The sequence below is a fragment of the Desulfovibrio sp. MES5 genome (assembly GCF_002237645.1).
Classification (GTDB): Bacteria; Desulfobacterota; Desulfovibrionia; order Desulfovibrionales; family Desulfovibrionaceae; genus Desulfovibrio.
Window position 1 is genome coordinate 24,722 of record NZ_MJUZ01000021.1, and the last position, 17,986, is coordinate 42,707.

The window sequence follows — 17,986 nt, forward strand, 5'->3', positions numbered from 1 at the left end:
CACGCCTATCAACCGCTTGAGGCATGGTGACTCATTTGCTATAAAGACCGTTCACACTCGCTGCGCGCTTGCGGCTCCCCGCACCACACGCTTCAATCCACTCTTTTATAGCATTTCCGGAGCTTTCATGGCCGATTTCGTTCATTTGCATTGCCATACCGAGTACAGCCTTCTGGACGGCGCCATACGCATCAAGGATCTTTGCGCCCGCGCCAAGGATTTCGGCATGCCCGCCTGCGCCATTACAGACCATGGCAATCTTTTTGGAGCAGCCTACTTTTATCAGGGCTGCAAAGACTTCGGCATCAAGCCCATATTCGGCTGCGAAGTTTACGTCTGCCATGACCATACGGACAAAAAAACGGAATCTCCGCTGGCGCGCAAGCGTAACCATCTAATTTTGCTGGCGCAAAATAAAACGGGCTACCACAACCTCGTCAAACTGGTGAGCCACGGTTTTCTTGAGGGTTTTTACTACAAACCCCGCGTGGACAAGGCCCTGCTGCGTAAATATTCCGAAGGGCTTACCTGCCTTTCAGCCTGCATAGCTGGCGAAATTCCCCGTGCCATTTTGGCCGACAATATGGATCTCGCCAAAAAACTCACTCTTGAGTACGCCAGCATCTACCCAGGCCGGTTTTACCTTGAGCTGCAATCCAACGGACTGAAAGAACAGGAAAAAGCCAATATTGCCCTTATGGATCTGGCCGAAACCTGCAAGCTGCCCCTGGTGGCCACCAACGATTGCCATTACCTTGGCGCGGACGACGCCGAAGCCCATGAAGTTTTGCTCTGCATACAGACGCAGACCACCATGGATGACCCCAAACGCATGAAGTTCGGCACCCATGAGCTGTACTACAAGTCCATTGAAGAAATGGAAAAATCATTCAGCCATGTGCCCGAAGCGCTGTCCAACACCATGCGCATCGCCGAGGAATGCAACGTGGCTCTGGACTTCGGCAACCATTATTTCCCGGTGTATCAGTTGCCCGAAGGGGCCAGCATGGAATCGGAGTTCCGCCGTCTGGCTGAAGAGGGTCTTGAAAAAAGACTGGAAAAACATCCAGATCAGGCTTCCATCAACGCCGACCTGTACCGTGAGCGCCTGCAGTATGAACTGCGCGTCATTCTGGAAATGGGCTTTCCAAGTTACTTTCTCATCGTACAGGAATTCATCAACTGGGCAAAAAATAACAGCATTCCTGTAGGGCCGGGGCGCGGATCAGCCGCCGGATCACTGGTGGCATGGGCCTTGCGCATCACCAACCTTGACCCCATCCCCTACAACCTGCTGTTTGAACGCTTTTTGAACAGCGAGCGCGTATCCTTGCCCGATATCGACGTTGACTTCTGCGAACGACGCCGGGGCGACGTCATCAGGCATATGGTTGAAACCTATGGTGAAGGATCGGTGGCCCAAATCACCACCTTCGGCACCATGAAGGCCAAGGGCGTGGTGCGTGACGTGGGCCGCGCGCTGGGCATGAGCTTTGCCGAAACTGACCGCATTGCCAAACTGGTGCCTGCCGACCTCAAGATGACCATCAAAAAGGCGCTTGAAGCTGAACCGGAACTTGAAAAGCTGTACCTTGAAGACCCGCAGGTCAAGCATCTGCTGGATACGGCCCGTCGGCTTGAAGGCCTCGCGCGCCATGCGTCCACCCATGCTGCAGGGCTTGTGGTGTCCGACAGGCCTATGGAGGAATACCTGCCCCTCTATCTTGGCAAACGTGGCGAACTTGTGACCCAGTTCGACGGCCCTATGACCGAAAAAGCCGGGCTGGTGAAGTTCGACTTTCTGGGCCTCAAGACCATGACCCTGATTCAGGATACCCTGGACAACATCAGCCTTCAGGGGCAATCCCCGCCGGATCTGGACAATCTGCCGCTCACCGATACCGAAACCTACGACCTGTACGCCAGGGGCGAGACTGATGGCGTCTTTCAGGTGGAAAGCTCGGGCATGCGCCAGTATCTGCGCATGCTGCGGCCTACGTGCTTTGAAGACATCATCGCCATGCTGGCGCTTTACCGCCCCGGCCCTCTCGGCTCCGGCATGGTCGACGAATTCATCAAGCGAAAACATGGCCAGGTGCCCGTCATTTACCCCCATGACTCGCTTACCGACTGCCTGCGCGACACCTACGGCGTTATTGTGTACCAGGAACAGGTCATGCAGATCGCCCAGATTATCGCGAGCTACACGCTGGGCGGCGCCGACCTGCTGCGCCGCGCCATGGGCAAGAAAAAGGCCGAAGCCATGGCCAAGGAGCGCGTCACCTTTGTGGCCGGCGCCACAAAAAACGGCATCAGCGAAGAAAAGGCTAACGAAATATTCGACTTGATGGAAAAATTTGCTGAATATGGCTTCAACAAGTCGCACTCTGCCGCCTATGCACTTATTTCCTACTACACCGCATACCTCAAGGTTCACTTTAAAGTCGAATTTATGGCTGCCCTGCTTACCTCGGAAATGGGCAATCAGGACAAGCTGCTCAAATACGTCTCATGCTGCAAAGACATGGGCATTGATGTTGTGCAGCCCTCAGTGAATCGCAGCCAGCGTGAGTTTACGGCCTATGAAGGCAAGGTCGTTTTCGGGCTTGGCGGCATCAAGAATGTGGGCGATGAAGCCATCCGCGAACTGGTGGAATCCCGCAGTGCGGAGGGAGAATTCGCCTCGCTCTTTGACCTGTGCTGCCGCGTGAATTTACGCAAGGTCACCAAGCGCGTTCTGGAATCTCTTATCAAAGGGGGCGCTTGCGACTGCTTTGGCGTGCCCCGCGCCGCCATGCTGGCTTCACTTGAAGCGGTGGTCACCCGCGCGCAGAAAAAGGCCAAGGACAAAAACTCCAACCAGGTCTCCTTGCTGGCCATGGCCCCGGCGGTGGAAAGCGCGCCTCAACCCGGCATCGGGCTCGACTGCCCTGAGGCCGACCTGCCCGAAATGCCTGACGAAGACAAGCTGCGAGCCGAAAAAGAGGCTCTGGGCTTTTTTCTTACAAGCCACCCGCTGCAACCCTATTTGCGTGAAATCCGCCGCCTTGGTCTTACAACCCTCGAAGATGCCCGCGACATGTTTCCCGGCGCCGAAGTGCGCTGCGCAGTGCTTGTCACCAGCGTTCGCGAGGTTATAACCAAGAGCAAGGGTGAACGCATGGCTTTTGCGGCCATTGAAGACCTCACAGGCCATGGCGAGGTGACCTTTTTCCCCCGCAGCTATGCTGAAGTTCGCCAGTTGCTGCATTCGGAGCAGCCGCTGTGCCTTACCGCACGGCTGGACAAGGAGCCGGAAGACAACCGCGACCTGGACGAAGACAATGAGGACGCCCCCCGCGAACTCAAACTTCTGGGTCAAAGTCTGCTGCTGATGGCCGAATGCTGCGGGCTTAACGATACCCCGGTATGCGTGCAGATTCCCTCGCATCGCATGGGCAGGGAGGACTTGCTGGCATTGCGCAACATCCTTGAAAGCCATCCTGGCACCGTGGAAACCCACGCCCAGGTCTGCCTTGAAGGGCACGTCTGTCACCTGCACCTGGACAACAATCTCAAGGTCAGCCCTGGCCCTGAACTGGACAAAGCTTTGGCCGCATGGGCTTCATAAGGCGCATCCATTTATGGTAAAATTTTTTGTTGTGACAGGGCTTGGCCTTGTCCTCGCCAATGGATGGATCGCCTGGTGGCTATGGCGCGCCCTTGACCACACGGGCTGGCTGCGACCAGCGCTCTGCCTCACGGTAGCTGTGCTTGGCGCGTCGTTTCCCCTGCTGTACAAGCTTGGCGGCGATTCTGCCATTGAGGTCTGGCTGCTGCGGGCTGGCGCGTTCTGGCTGAGCATGCTCTTCTATGTTTTTTGCCTGGTGCTGCTTATGGACATCTGGGGGCTGACAAGCCGCCTGTGGGCGGATCCCCCCACTGCTCCCCGGTGGGGAGCCACCCTGATGGTTATCGGCCTGCCTCTCGTCATCGGCTGCGCCAGCTGGTTCAATGCTGCCTACCCTATAGTGCGGCAGTATGATCTGACTATACGTACCAGCAACACCGTATCCCGGCAGTACACGCATTCGCCCCTTGTTCTCGGCGTGCTCGCAGACTTGCATCTCGGGCGGATCATCACGGCTCCGCGCCTTGTGCGCGCCATGGACCTGCTGGCCCCTTACAAGCCTGACGCCATCCTTTACGTTGGCGATATCCTTGATGACCACGTTCTGGTTGATGTGGAAGCTATGGCTGCGGCTCTGGCCCGCATACAGCCCAGGCTGGGCCATTGGGCCGTGCCGGGCAACCATGAGTACATCGCTGGCCCCATTGACGACAGCCTTGATATGCTGCGCCGCAGCGGCATGCGGGTGTTGCGCGACCAGTGGCATGTTCTGGACAATGCCTTGATACTGGCGGGCAGAGATGATTTGAGCGGTCGCATGTTTTCCGGGAGATCCCGCAAAAGCCTCAACGAAATCCTTGCGGATCTGCCGCCGGAGCATCACGATCTGCCGCTCGTTGTTATGGACCACCAGCCGTCTGTGCTGGACGAAGCGCGCACAGCCGGTGCGGTGCTGGAACTTTCCGGGCACACGCACTATGGGCAGCTATGGCCCTTTCACTGGGTGGTGGAGAACATGTATGAAAATCCGCTGGGCCTGCTGATCAAAAATGGTCTGTCTTCTGTGGTGTCAGCAGGAACCGGCACATGGGGGCCGCCCATGCGCAACACATCGCGCGCCGAAGTTCTTGTTGTCAAAGTGCATTTTACGCAAACGGACAACTAGTGCAGATTAGCTTTGAGAGTATATATTCTCAAAGCTTAAGGCACGCTCACTACGGCGTTTAACCGCGCGGATAAACTGCGCTTACGCCTCCGTAGCTAACGTCTGCTCCCGCTACCGTCAGAGTAGTTAACGCTTGAGATGCTCGCTTACGACAGGCAAAAACCTGTCTACTCGCATTTCGAGCAGTTGACTCATTTCATTCATAAGCTGCTCCAGCAAAAAGGCGGCCCACAGGGCCGCCTTAACGTTTTACTTTACTCTGCTGCACTCTGTTTCTTCAACTTATTCTTCAACTTTTGGAGTGCCGGTTGTAGGCAAGGAACCATGCCGGATAAAATAATCTATCAGGCCGAACACGGTTTCGTTGCCGCAAAAGCTGCCTTTGGCGATGGCCGCCTTGTAGTCGGGAAGTTTAGCCTCAAAGCGGCGCAGCAGCTCCGGCTCCAGCGTGAGCATGTCGGCCTGCATGCCATAGCCAAGCCGCTCAATATACAATGCGTTGAAGCGCTGCTCCACCATGGCTTTAAGGGGCAGGGTGAGGATTGGTTTTCCAAGATACAGGGCCTCGCCCATAAGGGTATGGCCGCCCCCCTGGATGACGTATGAACACCCCTCCAGCAGACGCAAAAAGCCCTCTTCGCTCTTGCGCATGAAGATGACATTATCCTCCTGCCCTTCTTCACGGTCATACCCGAAAACATAGCAGGTTTTGCGGGTGGCCGAGCGCAGAAAATCCACCAGCTTGCGGTGCGTGGAGTTGCTCTGGTACACCAGCACGTGCCCGTCATCACGCGGGTTCAGCGCCAAAACGCTGTCCCGCAGAATGGGCGGCGCTATTCTGGCTTTGTACTGCGGCAATACCGGCGGGGCATAGAAAGAAATAATAAGGTTTTCTGCCGTGGGACGAAAAAGATACCGTGGCGTCAGCCCTTGCACAAAGCTGTCCCACCACATATCCGGTGGAAGGTCGTGACGGCAGCACGTGATGACGTGTTGGTGATCCAGGGTCAGGCACGGCAGGCCCGCCTTTTCAGCGGCGCGAGGCACAAAGTACTCAAGATCGGTCATGCAGACATCAGGCTTGAACTCGTCAATCAGGCGCAAGACCTGATCAATGTACCGCTGCCGATGCCACAATATGGGCAGGGCATTTTTGATGGTGGCCGCAATGTCCACCTTGTAATTTTTGAACACAGTGCCCAGATTGGGCAGGCGGCGTACAGGAAACTCCGGCTCAAGGATTTTTGGCGCATCGTCATTGGCGATAAAAAGGAATTCGTGGCGGGACAAACGGCGGGCGATGGTCAGCCCACGCATGGCATGCCCATGCCCGGTGCCGTGTATGCCATAAAGAATGCGCGCCATAATTTTCCTTTTTCTGTTAGTGGTCTGCGCCTGTTCCAAAGTACGCCTGCATGGCTGCCGTGGCATGGAAGCCGGATGCCCCAAAGCTCAGGAAGCCGTAACATTGCGTAAAAGCGGTATTCATTTGCCGTGCAATGGCGCAGGATAACAAGCAGCCAGCTCAGCCGTCAATGCCACAGTTATGACGCTTACCTGCAACATCTTGACGGTACAGGCTTTTATTATCTAGCATTCAGAAGCAACTTTACTTTTGAAGCAGATCGGATTGCCGGGTGAGCAGGCGCTTGATGCAAAGGCGTAAGCGCAGCGTCTGCTGGCGGCCACGCGCCGTAGCCGGGCATTATGAACTTTGAAAAAGTATGCTCTCAAAGATTCGCTGCTCTGGGACATGCGCAAAGGATATACTGAAATTTTATCTGGCACGCCGTTGTGTGTTTCTTGACTGCTTCATGCGGCTGTGCCCGACAGTTCCACGCTTAAAGCCCGTTTGCTACCGCGCCAGCGCCGGGCGCTGGCGAATCCGGCTGTGTTCGCACGCGCTGCTCAAGTAGCACAACATGTTGAGATATACATCCTCAATGCATAAACGCTTCAAGACTTGATGAGGTATCAATGAACGTTCGCAAAATCCGTGAAGACCTTGGCCGCGCTAAAGCCAGTTGCGCTCGCCGCGACCCTATGCGTGCCCTCTACCTGACCATAACAGCCCTCAAGGATTTGGGCGGCCAGCCTGCCCCCACGGATCTGCGCGGCGACATTCGCACGACTGTCAGCGAACTGGCCGCAGACCCAGTGCTGAAAGATATCCTGCCTGCAACACTTGCCTATCAGCCTGGCAGCGAAAAAGAACTTCTACAATTGTTTTCTGATAGTTATAAAAACATGCAAAGCAGTGCTGAAGAAGAAGATTACGAAACCACACTGCAACGCAAGCTCAACATTGACCGCAACCTCAGGGAAGGCAAAAAACTTCTATCAGAGGGGCGAGCCTCTGAAGCTGACGCCTGTTTCGCTGAGGTTATGAAATATTACAAAGACGAGCAGGCTGTCTTTGCTATGATGGCCACTGCCATGCTCACCGCTGGAGAATATGTGCGCGCTCTTGGGCATGTGCGCAACGGTCTCAAAGAAACTCCCGACAATCCGGAGTTGCTGCGATTGGCCAATGAGTGCATACGGCTGCGCACACTGAACGGAACCTAGATCATTCCTTTTTACTTTTGCTCTTTTCAAAAAATATTTGCTGAAAGGAAATTACAACGTTAGCAGAACTACGCTCTGCATAACTTGCTGTGCGCTTGTCTTGCATCCAGAAAAAGTCTAAAGTTTGGCGCCTGTTCATTACCAATTCTACGTGAGGCCACGCATGGACGTTGTACGTTATATCCACGCAGCCGATCTGCATCTGGATACCCCTTTTCGCGGGCTTTCGCGCGAAACCGCTCAGGGTGGCCATTTGGCCAGACTGCTGCACGAAGCCACCTTCAAAGCGCTGGATCGGCTTTTTCGCCTGTGCGAAACAGAAAAACCCGATTTTCTCGTGCTGGCTGGCGATGTGTATAATGAAGAAGATCGCAGCGTCAAAGCCCAGCTGCGCCTACGTGATGGCTGTTTGCGCCTGCGAGATGCTGGGGTGCGCGTTTTTATCGCCCACGGCAATCATGACCCGCTCAATTCTCTGCTCTCTTCCATCCGCTGGCCTGACAATGTGACTATCTTCGGCCCTGATGTTGAACGCCATATCATTGAAAAAGATGGAAAACACCTGGCCGTGATACATGGCATCAGCCATGCCAAAGTACGTGAAGGGCGCAACCTGGCCCGCTTGTTCCGTCGTGATGCCGAGCAAAACTGTTTTCAGCTCGGCGTGCTGCATTGCACTGTTGAGGGTGAAAGCAAGGCTGACCGTTATGCCCCCTGCTCCCTGGACGACCTCAAAAGCGCGGAACTGGACGCATGGGCGCTTGGGCACGTGCACGAACGCCGTATCCTGTGCGATGAGCCCTTTATTGCCTACAGCGGCAACAGTCAGGGATTGCACATCAATGAGACCGGCCCCCGTGGCTGCCTCCTGGTCACGGCCCGTGCTGAAAACTTCGACGCGGAGCAGTCCACCGCCCCTTGCGCATGGCGCTGCAGCGCGGAATTCATGCGCCTTGGGCCAGTGCAGTGGACCACCCTGGATCTGGACCTGAACGGCATTGACCAGATTGATCAGGTGGAAAACCACCTGGCGCAATGCCTTGATCAGGCCGCCAGCGATACCGATCCCGGGTGCGAGGCCCTGCTTGCGCGCGTAAGTCTGCATGGCCGCACTGCCCTCGACGCCGTCCTGCGCGACGCCAGCAATCAGGAAGACCTGCTGGAACGCCTTGGGCACCTTGCCACAGGCACGCCAGGAGTATGGGTCAAGGATTTGCGCATGGACACAAGCCCTGCCACAGATCCCGCCCAGTACCTGCAACGCGAGGATCTACTTGGCGAAACGCTCCGCATGGCCCAGCGCATGGGTGAAAGTCATGAAATTTTTCAAGAGGTGGCGGGCCCGGCTCTGGCTCCTCTGTTCACCCATGGGCAGCTGCGTAAGATTCTGGCCCAGCCTGACGATGCCCAGATGCAGGCGCTCCTTGAGGAGGCCCAACGCCTTTGCACTGACCTTCTGGAGGTTCGCTGATGTATATCCAGTCCTTCCATATGGACGGATTCGGCATTTTTTCCGATGTAACGGTTGAGGGGCTTGGCCCCGGCCTCACCATTTTTCTGGGTGAAAACGAAGCAGGCAAATCCACCTGCCTGGAATTTTTGCGCTCCACTCTGGCGGGCTATCCGGCCCCGAACAGCAAGGAAGGCAAGCTTATTCCCGGCGCGCTGCGCGGCGGCACGGCAGGCGGGAGCCTGACCCTGCGCGCGGATGATGCGCAGCTTCTACGCCTGACGCGCCGTCCGGGCAGCGCAAACGGGCAGGTCTCCCTTACGGACGGTCAGGGCAAACCTCTGGATGAAGACGTCTTACGTCGCCTGCTTTCAGGCGTCAGCCGGGACGTATACCGTAATGTGTTCGGCTTCAGCCTTACCGAACTGGAACATATGGGCAATCTCACCGGCGAAAGCGTACGCCATGCCCTTTATGGCGCCAGCTTTGGCCCCGGCTTGCGCGCCCCCGGCGAAGTTCTCAATATCCTTAAAAAACAGAACGACGAGATTTTCAAATCCGGCGGCAGCAAGCCGCCACTCAATCAGGCCCTCAAGCAGCTCAACGAACTGCGCCAGCGCATTGTCGAACTGCGCCAGCAACAGGCTGGTTTTGACGACCTTGCCCGTGAACTGGATCAAAAACGCGACGAACTGTCCGCAGTACGCGGCTACAAGACGCAGCTTGAAGAGGAACGGCGATTGCTGGAACGTCGGCTGGGCGTCTGGCTGCAATGGAACGAATGGCGCATGGTCTGCGCCGCCCTGGAGCGGCTCGGCCCTGTCAACGAGTCTTTTCCAGAAGACGCCCAGGCCCGTCTGGCCCGCGCTCAGGAAGCCCGGGAAAGCTGCGAACGACATCTCGCCGCCCGCAAGGAAAAACTTGATCTTTTGCTTGAGCGTCGTGACGCAGTTCAGCTGGATATGCCCTTGCTGGAGGCATTGCCAGCTTTGCGCCGACAGGCAGAGCGCAAAAGCGGCTACCGGCAGGCGTTGACTGCCCTTCCCGCGCAAAAAGACCGCTGCCGCCGTGCCGAGGAGGATCTCGCCCGCGAACTGGCGCGCCTTGGGCCGGACTGGAGCTGTGATCGCATCCGTCAGACTGACCGCTCACTTTTCGCTCGCGAAGACCTTGAAAAGCAGGCACGCGAAATGACGGCTTCTGTGTCCGCGCACCAGGCCGCAGTGGACACTCTGAACCAGTGCAACCGCGAGGTTGAGGCCGCCGAGCGCGAAGTGGTCGCGCATCAAAAAAATCTGGCGCTGCTCCCGATCCCGGTGGCCGCACTGGATGACGACCAGCGCGACACGCTGCGCCAGGCCCTGGCTCGCCAGGAAGAGGCCCGACGCCAGATACCTTTGCGCCAGCGTGCCGTGCAGGAAGCGCGTACCACTTTTGCCCGTGCGCTCACTCCATTGAAGCTTTCCGGCGGAACAGCTCTGGAAGCCAGCAACGGGGCCGTGGCGACATTGGACGCGCTGCTCGCCCGTCAGGACGAAGCGCTTGAACTGGCGGCCAGCGTACAGGAGGGGTTGGAGCGTGCCAGTGAAGCGGCTCAGGCTGTGCAGCAAGCCGACGAACATCTGCTCTCCGTCAAGGCCCGCATGGATGCTCTGCGCGAGGAGCAGCGCGGTAAAAACGGCCCCACCCGCGAACACCTGGACGGGCGAACATCAGCTCTGCGCTCTTTGCGCGCGCTTTCTTCCACCCTTGAGACGGAAAGGCTGCGACTGAATGAACTGGACGCAAGGCTGGACAGTGAACCTCCCGTTAAGAGCGTCAAAAATCTTCCATTGCTGCTTTTGGGCCTGATTTTTTTTGTGTCTGGTGTGGGCATGCTGCTGGCGTACTGGCGCTTCGGCCTGGCTGTCATTTCACTGAGCGAAGGCTTGGATTTCCCCATAAACCTCTGGTCTGGCTATCTTATTCTGCTTTGCGGCGTGGGCTTTCTGGCTGGCGGGCTGCCGCACAATGGCCCTGAAGCCCAACGCCGCAAAAAGGAACTGGCCACCCTGCAGAACCGTCGTGAAACATGCGCCAACCATGTGGCTGAACTGGAAGAACAAGCCAGCCAGCTCTGTCGGACAGCGCAAGTGCAAAATATGGATATGATCACTCTGGAAGCAACGGAAGTGCTGCTTGAACGCGAGCGCGAGCAATGCTTTCATGAAGAGCGCGCCCGTAAAGATATGGAAGGCCTCAAGCACGCCACGGATCTTGCACGCACCGAGGTCAGCAGGCGGCAAGCCTTGTGCCAGGAGGTTGAAGGCGTCGTGCAGCAAACCCGACGCCGCTGGCATGAATTCATGCTTTCGCTCAAGGTGGGCAATGTGCCCGCTCCTGAAGGCGCTGCGGCCTTTTTTGCCAGAGCGGAAGCCGCCAGACTGGCCTACAGCGGCGTAGCCGCCGCCCAAGCCGAACTCGACGCGCTTGAGGAAGACCTTACCCGCACTGAAGAGCGCATGCGCAAGATGGCAGCGGTGGCGGAACGCCTCCCGGTCGTGCCCAATGGCGCACAGCCCTCGCAGTCCGACGAAAATCTTTCTGATGCCCTTGCTGACATTGCTCACCAGATACTGGAATCCTGCCGGGAGGCTGACGCCGTGCGTGAACAGCGCATCAAGGCCGAAGCCGCTTTGCAAAATGCCGAAAGCGACAGGCAACGCTGCAAAGCACGCCAGAATGAAGCCACCGTCGAGCTGCGCGCTGCTGAGGAACGCCTGAATGCTGCACGCGCGCAATGGGCTCACTGCCTTGAAGGACTTGGGCTGGGTACGGATCTTGATCCTGAAACTGTACGTGAAGCTTTCAAGTATATGGAAAACTGCCTGTCGGCCGAATCCGCGCTGGAACGGGCACGTATTGAATTGGCGCAGAGCTTGGCGGAGCTGGGTGCCCTGCGTGATCCCCTGGCGCAACATCTCGCCAACCTGAATCGCAGCCCCCTGGTCAGCACTGACGATGAGCCGGACTGGCTGGCCAGCCTGGACGCTGCGCTGGAAGCGGCAGAAGCCATGGCTGTGGCCCAAACCCGTCGTCTTGGGCTGGATCAGGAACTGATGGAACTTGAAAGCGAGGCGCGCGCTGCTCAGGCAGCACTGGATTCAGCCATGCATACAGAACGCAGCCTGCTTGCTCTGGCAGGCGCAACTGATGCCGAAGACTTTTTGCGGCAGGCCGCGCGCCATGAAGAACAGCGCAGCCTCGCCCAACGCCGTCTTGACCTTGAAGATGCCCTGCGCCTTGCTGCCGACAAATGCCCCCTGGAAGAATTCCTGCCCCAGTTCGAAACTGAAAGCCAGGAAGCCCAGGAAAAACGCTGCGCAAACATCAACGAAGAACTGCTTCAGCTTCAGGGCAAGGAGCAGGAATTGAGCGACAGGGTGAGCACCCTGCGCTCCGGTGTTGCAGCGCTGTCGCACAATGAGGAATTGGCACAGCTGCAGCAGGAAGCTGCCGCCCTTGAAGAGGGCATGCAGCGTATGGCCTTTGACTGGAGCCGTCGGGCGCTGGCACGCGCCATTCTTGAAGCTGCCAAACGTAACTTTGAACGCGAAAGACAACCCGAAGTCATCCGGCTTGCTTCAGAAATCTTTGCCCGCATTACTGGTCGCCGCTGGCTCGGCATCAGCGCTTCTCTTGAAGACAAGACGCTGAATATCCTGCCCGCACAAGGCGAACCCCTCGCCCCTGAAAATCTCAGCAGAGGCGCGCGTGAGCAGGCATATCTGGCGCTGCGGCTGGCCTATATCAAGAACCATGCGGCGCACGCCATCCCTCTTCCCATTATTATGGATGAAGTTCTGGTCAACTTTGACCCGCAAAGGGCCGAGCGCACGGCCAGGGCTTTTGTAGACCTGACCGACGCTGGCAGCAGCAATGGGCATCAGCTCCTGTACTTTACTTGCCAGCCTCATATGGTGGATCTGCTGCGTAAGGCAGAACCAGCAGCAGCGCTCTTTTGCGTTGAGCAGGGACAGATCCGCGCCGCCTGACAACCATTAGCGCAACCCGCAACGCATTCTTCTATAGTCTTGTCAGCCGTTGTCCTTCATCAGGACAACGGCTGATTGTATTTAGCGCAGGTTACCTTTGAAATGCTTTGTGGGGGAGGGACCCTTTTGCAAAAGGGTCCCTCCCCCACGTCCCACCCTCTAAAACTCTTATTGCAATTTAGTATATTACAAAATGTTTTTTGATCAGAAGTCTGACTCCAGAGACAACGTTCTCCATACACCGCACCATCGCCAAATTTATCTGCTTTAGCAGCAAAATAAAGCCCGGCATTCAGGCCATGGCCGCCGAACACCTGCGCCCCCCTGCGCGACATCACGCCGGAGAGCTATCAGGCCATGCTTGATAAAGCCCTGCGTGATCGCAGCAAGGCTCTAGTTGACGGTGATATCATGGGCACAATCCGCGCGGTTGAAAACGCCCGCCTTGCCAATGAACTTATGTGGGGCAGCCGGGCGCAACTGGCCAGGCGTGACGCCCTGCTCAAACTCGCTGCGGAACCGCCACCGCCAAGCCCGGCGTATACCCCACCGTACACCGTGAGGCCATGCGCAAACTGCTCGACCAGTACGGCCTTGACCAAACAACTGCACAGCGCACACGCCTTCGCTGCAGCGGCTGCTCTCACAATTGCCTGAGCCACTTCACGGTAAATTGCTCTATGGCCCTCCTGCTGATCCTCTAAAAGGCGTGTTTCGATCTATGTGCTCCGTAGCAAAGTGGCGGCATTTTTAGACCATATGTAAACTTTTTCAATTGGACATTGAAGTGACCTAATATTTTATTTGCATATTAGGCATGTTATGAACGCAAAATTTATATATTTTGAAAAAGAATTTCATTTTTATTGACATCGGTTTTCAAAAATGCCAAGGTGCGCCAAGCCAATAACGCAATCTGGAGGAAAGCATGGCGCACAATGGCAGTTCCACTCTGAACTCAAACGTTACACACCGCTTCAGTCACGAAAACCTCCACATTTGCCTCAATGATCAGTTTGATCCTCCACAGGCCAATGCAGTAATTGATCTTCTTCAGCACAACCACGCCGCATGCAAGCGTATTTTCATTGATGTACGCCAGATCCGACACCCCAACCCCTCGGTTGTGGACACCTTTAAAACGTCCATGATCATGAATGGCTTTAATAAAGAGCAGGTCATTTTTAAGGGCAAAAGCGGCTTTGATATGGCCGTTGCCGGGAACAGGGTCATCATCCAGCAAGAGAAAAAGCATGTTTGCAAGGGCAACTGCGCCAATTGCAAGTGCGGTCACAATAAAGATGGGCAACACAAGCATGACCATCCACATGACGGCCACCATGCCCACCATGGGCATGAAACCCATAACTGACCTGTCAGCAAGGTATGGTCATTCAGCGAGCGTTGCGAGAGTTCCTTGCCATCGTCTTGGGCAACCGCTGACATGACAATCACGCAGTTCAAAATGCGGCGCAACGTTGGCCTGACCGCGTTTTCGCCGCAAAAACTATAAAACTGGAGGAAATGGTATGAACGTCAAGCAAAGGAAAGGGTTGCAGCGCTTTAAAAAGAGCTGCATGGTGGCGCTGCTTGCCGCCGGACTGCTGGTGGGCGCGGCCGGGGGGGCCAAGGCCATCGAATTCAAGGCTCAGGGCGAATGGCTTGTGGGCTTCGGCCTGGCTGACGCCACGCTGACCGAGCACACCAGAGCTCCCAACCATGGCGAGAAGGAAAAAGCCAACGACAACGACACCTTCGGCGCTGCCCAGCGCCTGCGTTTGCAGTTGGATGCCGTGGCTTCTGAAGCTCTGTCCGGTACTGTCTACTTTGAAATCGGCACGCAGAACTGGGGCAAGTCTGACGAAGGCGGCGCTCTCGGCGCCGATGGCAACAATGTCATCAAACTCAAGAATGCGTATATCGACTGGGTAATTCCCCAGACTGACGCCCGTATGCGTATGGGCATACAGGCTCTTGCCCTGCCCAACATGGCTGGCGGATCTTCCATTCTTGACGCCGACGTTGCCGCAGTTGTGGGCAACTACAAGTTCAACGAAAATGTCAGCCTCACCACCTTCTGGGCGCGCCCGGTCAATGACAACTTCAATGCAAATAAATACGGCGCCAATGACAGCAAAGCCAAGGACAACTACCTTGACAATATGGATCTTTTTGCCGTCACCCTGCCTATGACTTTTGACGGCATTGAAGTGACGCCCTGGGCCATGTACGGCATGCTTGGCCGTAATGCCCTGCGCGGTCTTGCGTCTCCCAACAATAATGAACCATGGGAAACCAGTGATGGTTCGCTTGGCTTGACCATTCCTGGCCTGACCCCTGGCTTCAACTACGTTAACGGCACTCCCCTTGATTCCCGCACAACCAGCAAACAGTACGGCAATATGTTCTGGGCCGGTCTGCCGGTTGGCATCACCATGTTTGACCCCCTGAACATTGAGTTCGACATCAACTACGGCTATGTAGAAAGCATGGGGCGCTTTGATGTAATGAAGCGCGGCGACGCGAATGATGTCGTGCGCGGCAGCACCGAGCGGCAGGGTTTTGTCGTCAAGGCACTGGTCGAGTACAAGATGGATTGGGCTACCCCCGGTATCTTTGGCTGGTACGGCTCTGGCGATGACGGGAATATAAAGAACGGATCCGAGCGCATGCCGTCAATCGCGGGAGCTGGTAATTTCACCTCCTTCATTGGCGACGGCAATCTTGCCTGGGGTGCAGGCCCTGGCGACATTGCTGACTGGAACATGTCCTACGCCGGCACCTGGGGTATCGGCGGCCAGTTGAAAGACATAAGCTTCCACGAAGACCTCAAGCATACCCTGCGCGTGGCCTACTGGGGCGGCACCAACGCTCCTTCCATGGTCAAGTATATGGAAAGCGCCTCTTCGTGGAGAGAGGGCTACGGCGGCGATGGTCCTTACCTGACGACCAACGATGGCCTGCTTGAATTCAACCTGATCAACCAATGGCAGATCTACGAAAATCTTGAAGCCAATCTTGAACTGGGTTACGTTGTGAACCTGATGGATCAGGACACCTGGAAGAAAGACGGCTACTACAGCGGCGGCGGCAACGGCAGCTTTGACAAAAAAGACGCCTGGAAAGCCCAGCTTGTTTTTGCTTACAGCTTCTAAGGCCTGAGTGCCACTCCGGGGCTCGCCTGTCCCCGGCAATCCAATCCACAACTGCGCGCGCCTCCTTCCCGTGCGCATTTTGACCGCCGCCTTCTTCATTGAAGGCGGCGGATTTTACGTTTGGCCCTCCAACGATCGAGACGCGCAGAAAAAACATCAGCTTCTGTGCTTGCTTCCAGGACGATTTCAGCTATGCGAAATATTATCGGACCATATAATCCTTAAGAAAAAGTAAAAAACTTGACACTGTGCACTCCGACAAATATAAATATGCGGTTGCGCTCGTAGCTCAGTTGGATAGAGCGACAGCCTCCTAAGCTGTAGGCCACAAGTTCGATTCTTGTCGGGCGCACCATTATATTTCTAGGGATACGCAGTTCGCTTGCGCGTCCCTTTTGTTGTTTTTACGGAGTGTTGGACTTAATGGTCCACGTTGTCACCCGTCTGTCACCCGCCCCGCTGCTGAGTAAAAGTCAAAAAAAGGGGCTTGGGGGTATAGCCATATCGAACAATATCTTTTAATATCTCCACCCATACTGGCAACGATTACTAACTATAAAAAAGGAGATCGCAATGCCCCTGAGCTATAAAGAAATGCAGGACTTGTTGATGCGGGAGCTGCGACTGTACCATTTTCCCATCGCCGTGAATTTTCATAAAACTCAGGCAGATGTGGAAGAGTTCAAAAAGAAGGCCCGCTATGTTGAGCCCGTTAAGCCAATTACTTATTGCCAGTGGGAAATAACCGCACGTATGCAGGGGCAGACCGTGCTGGCGACCAAGGAAAAACTTGGTTGTTCCAACTCCCAGGTTTCCTTCGGCTGGAAAGATATCGACGAAGCAGAAATTAAATCACAGTCCAAATACTGCAAAGACTTGGCGCAGGCCGAGCGCTTTCTGCGCTCCAAGCCCCGCCTGCCTCTGAACTCCATTGTGGCAGTGTCTGTGGGCCCGCTGGCTGACGCCGTCATGCAGCCCGACGTGGTGCATTTTTACTGCGACAACCTGCAATCCTACCATCTGGCGGTAGATTACATGGCAGGAACAGATACCCATCCCCTGCGCCCCATGGTGACTATGAGCTCCTCCGCTTGCGGCGGATCTGTGTTCACCCACCTTGAACAGAGCATGAACATGTGCCCGGCCTGCTCTGGCAGCTACAACGCAGGCAAAACCGAGCGCGGCGAACTGAACGTGTTCATTCCCGGCGCGCACATCGGGGCTACCGTTGATCGTCTGATGGAACGCATAGCCAAGGCAGGGTCCGCATCCATTACACGTCCCGGCGATCCTTTCCCTGGCGCGGATATCTGTAAAAACTGCCCCTTGATCATCTTTAAGAAAAGCGGCAATGAACCGGAAGCCTGCGCCAGCTGCTCCAAGGCATAAAGAATTTCTTTTTTGGCAGAACGGTAACGAAACAACTTTTTCTTGAGCACACACTTGCCAACGCCCTTACGATAACTTCGTGAGGGCGTTTAATTTTCTAATGGCAATTAGGTTGCCCTAAAATTACCTTCAAATGTAAACATCGCCCACGTGTTGCAACGCTGAGCTGGAATTTTTGCATGGCAAGGCAAAACCCTCAGGGATCAGTGTTGCAAAACCCAACGCAATCCTGGTCAATTCACAACACCGCTCAAATGAGACATGCAATTCTGCCAGAAAAATTCACAGATGTGATTGCGTGCAGACGTAGCTGTGGGACCACAGGAGATGCAAAAAAGCCTGAGAGGCACTCACGGTAAGCATTTTTGCTGGAACAATCAAAAAATTGCTTGAAGCCCAAGATGTGAGCTAGTTTCGACTTGATCTGACAGGTACCCCTTGAAGGAAAGGGGAATCTCCGTTTTGATGGAAGTGTAAACGCACCATCAAACAGGGCACAATGCCCACGGAGAATCCCCATGGAAAGTTTCAATCAAAACGTCATCAAGCACAAGACCGGGCTTCTCAATCTCGCTGCGGAACTCGGCAACATTTCGAAAGCCTGCAAGATCATGG

10 protein-coding genes and 1 tRNA gene are annotated in these 17,986 nt (G+C 55.7%); 9 read left to right on the forward strand and 2 right to left on the reverse strand.

The features are described 5' to 3' along the window. The first annotated feature begins 127 nt into the window (after positions 1–127). Positions 128–3,610 carry a DNA polymerase III subunit alpha gene (gene dnaE, locus BCS36_RS06915; protein ID WP_291302174.1) on the forward strand — a complete coding sequence of 1,161 codons (3,483 nt, stop codon included), beginning with the start codon at positions 128–130 and terminating at the stop codon, positions 3,608–3,610. Positions 3,611–3,623: 13 nt separating this feature from the next. After that, positions 3,624–4,775: a metallophosphoesterase gene (locus tag BCS36_RS06920; protein WP_291302175.1), complete on the forward strand. Its 1,152-nt coding sequence runs from the start codon at positions 3,624–3,626 to the stop codon at positions 4,773–4,775. Between the two features lie 282 nt (positions 4,776–5,057). On the opposite strand, the gene BCS36_RS06925 is transcribed toward BCS36_RS06920, so the two are convergent. Further along, entirely contained in the window at positions 5,058–6,140 is a 1,083-nt protein-coding gene (locus BCS36_RS06925) for a glycosyltransferase family protein (protein ID WP_291302176.1), read from the reverse strand. 612 nt (positions 6,141–6,752) lie between these two features. Between BCS36_RS06925 and BCS36_RS06930 the strand changes: the two genes are divergently transcribed. From BCS36_RS06930 to BCS36_RS06945, 4 genes are all read left to right on the forward strand, one after another. Then, positions 6,753–7,343: a hypothetical protein gene (locus tag BCS36_RS06930; protein ID WP_291302177.1), complete on the forward strand. Its 591-nt coding sequence runs from the start codon at positions 6,753–6,755 to the stop codon at positions 7,341–7,343. A gap of 163 nt (positions 7,344–7,506) precedes the next feature. After that, positions 7,507–8,814 carry a DNA repair exonuclease gene (locus BCS36_RS06935; RefSeq protein WP_291302178.1) on the forward strand — a complete coding sequence of 436 codons (1,308 nt, stop codon included), beginning with the start codon at positions 7,507–7,509 and terminating at the stop codon, positions 8,812–8,814. Continuing rightward, the gene (locus BCS36_RS06940) at positions 8,814–12,827 is read left to right on the forward strand and encodes an AAA family ATPase (protein WP_291302179.1); all 4,014 of its coding nucleotides are present in this window, start codon (positions 8,814–8,816) and stop codon (positions 12,825–12,827) included. The genes BCS36_RS06935 and BCS36_RS06940 overlap by 1 nt, the downstream gene beginning before the upstream one ends. 357 nt (positions 12,828–13,184) lie before the next feature. After that, the gene (locus BCS36_RS06945; RefSeq protein ID WP_291302180.1) at positions 13,185–13,484 is read left to right on the forward strand and encodes a hypothetical protein; all 300 of its coding nucleotides are present in this window, start codon (positions 13,185–13,187) and stop codon (positions 13,482–13,484) included. Between the two features lie 301 nt (positions 13,485–13,785). Here BCS36_RS06945 and BCS36_RS06950 read toward each other — a convergent pair whose 3' ends face one another. Continuing rightward, positions 13,786–14,184 (reverse strand): hypothetical protein, encoded by a 399-nt coding sequence (locus BCS36_RS06950; RefSeq protein ID WP_291302181.1) that lies wholly within the window; start codon positions 14,182–14,184, stop codon positions 13,786–13,788. A gap of 172 nt (positions 14,185–14,356) precedes the next feature. Between BCS36_RS06950 and BCS36_RS06955 the strand changes: the two genes are divergently transcribed. From BCS36_RS06955 to BCS36_RS06965, 3 genes are all read left to right on the forward strand, one after another. Continuing rightward, positions 14,357–15,982: an outer membrane homotrimeric porin gene (locus BCS36_RS06955; RefSeq protein ID WP_291302182.1), complete on the forward strand. Its 1,626-nt coding sequence runs from the start codon at positions 14,357–14,359 to the stop codon at positions 15,980–15,982. Positions 15,983–16,260: 278 nt separating this feature from the next. Next, positions 16,261–16,337: transfer RNA gene (locus BCS36_RS06960), tRNA-Arg, on the forward strand. Positions 16,338–16,555: 218 nt separating this feature from the next. Then, positions 16,556–17,371, forward strand: coding sequence for a DUF169 domain-containing protein (locus BCS36_RS06965; RefSeq protein ID WP_291302183.1), 816 nt, complete (start codon positions 16,556–16,558; stop codon positions 17,369–17,371). Positions 17,372–17,986 lie beyond the last annotated feature (615 nt).

Coding starts and splice junctions, on each gene's coding strand:
- dnaE (WP_291302174.1), top strand. CDS start 128: ATGGCCGATTTCGTTCATTTGCATTGCCATACCGAGTACAGCCTTCTG.
- BCS36_RS06920 (WP_291302175.1), top strand. CDS start 3,624: ATGGTAAAATTTTTTGTTGTGACAGGGCTTGGCCTTGTCCTCGCCAAT.
- BCS36_RS06925 (WP_291302176.1), bottom strand. CDS start 6,140: ATGGCGCGCATTCTTTATGGCATACACGGCACCGGGCATGGGCATGCC.
- BCS36_RS06930 (WP_291302177.1), top strand. CDS start 6,753: ATGAACGTTCGCAAAATCCGTGAAGACCTTGGCCGCGCTAAAGCCAGT.
- BCS36_RS06935 (WP_291302178.1), top strand. CDS start 7,507: ATGGACGTTGTACGTTATATCCACGCAGCCGATCTGCATCTGGATACC.
- BCS36_RS06940 (WP_291302179.1), top strand. CDS start 8,814: ATGTATATCCAGTCCTTCCATATGGACGGATTCGGCATTTTTTCCGAT.
- BCS36_RS06945 (WP_291302180.1), top strand. CDS start 13,185: ATGCTTGATAAAGCCCTGCGTGATCGCAGCAAGGCTCTAGTTGACGGT.
- BCS36_RS06950 (WP_291302181.1), bottom strand. CDS start 14,184: ATGCCCATGGTGGGCATGGTGGCCGTCATGTGGATGGTCATGCTTGTG.
- BCS36_RS06955 (WP_291302182.1), top strand. CDS start 14,357: ATGAACGTCAAGCAAAGGAAAGGGTTGCAGCGCTTTAAAAAGAGCTGC.
- BCS36_RS06965 (WP_291302183.1), top strand. CDS start 16,556: ATGCCCCTGAGCTATAAAGAAATGCAGGACTTGTTGATGCGGGAGCTG.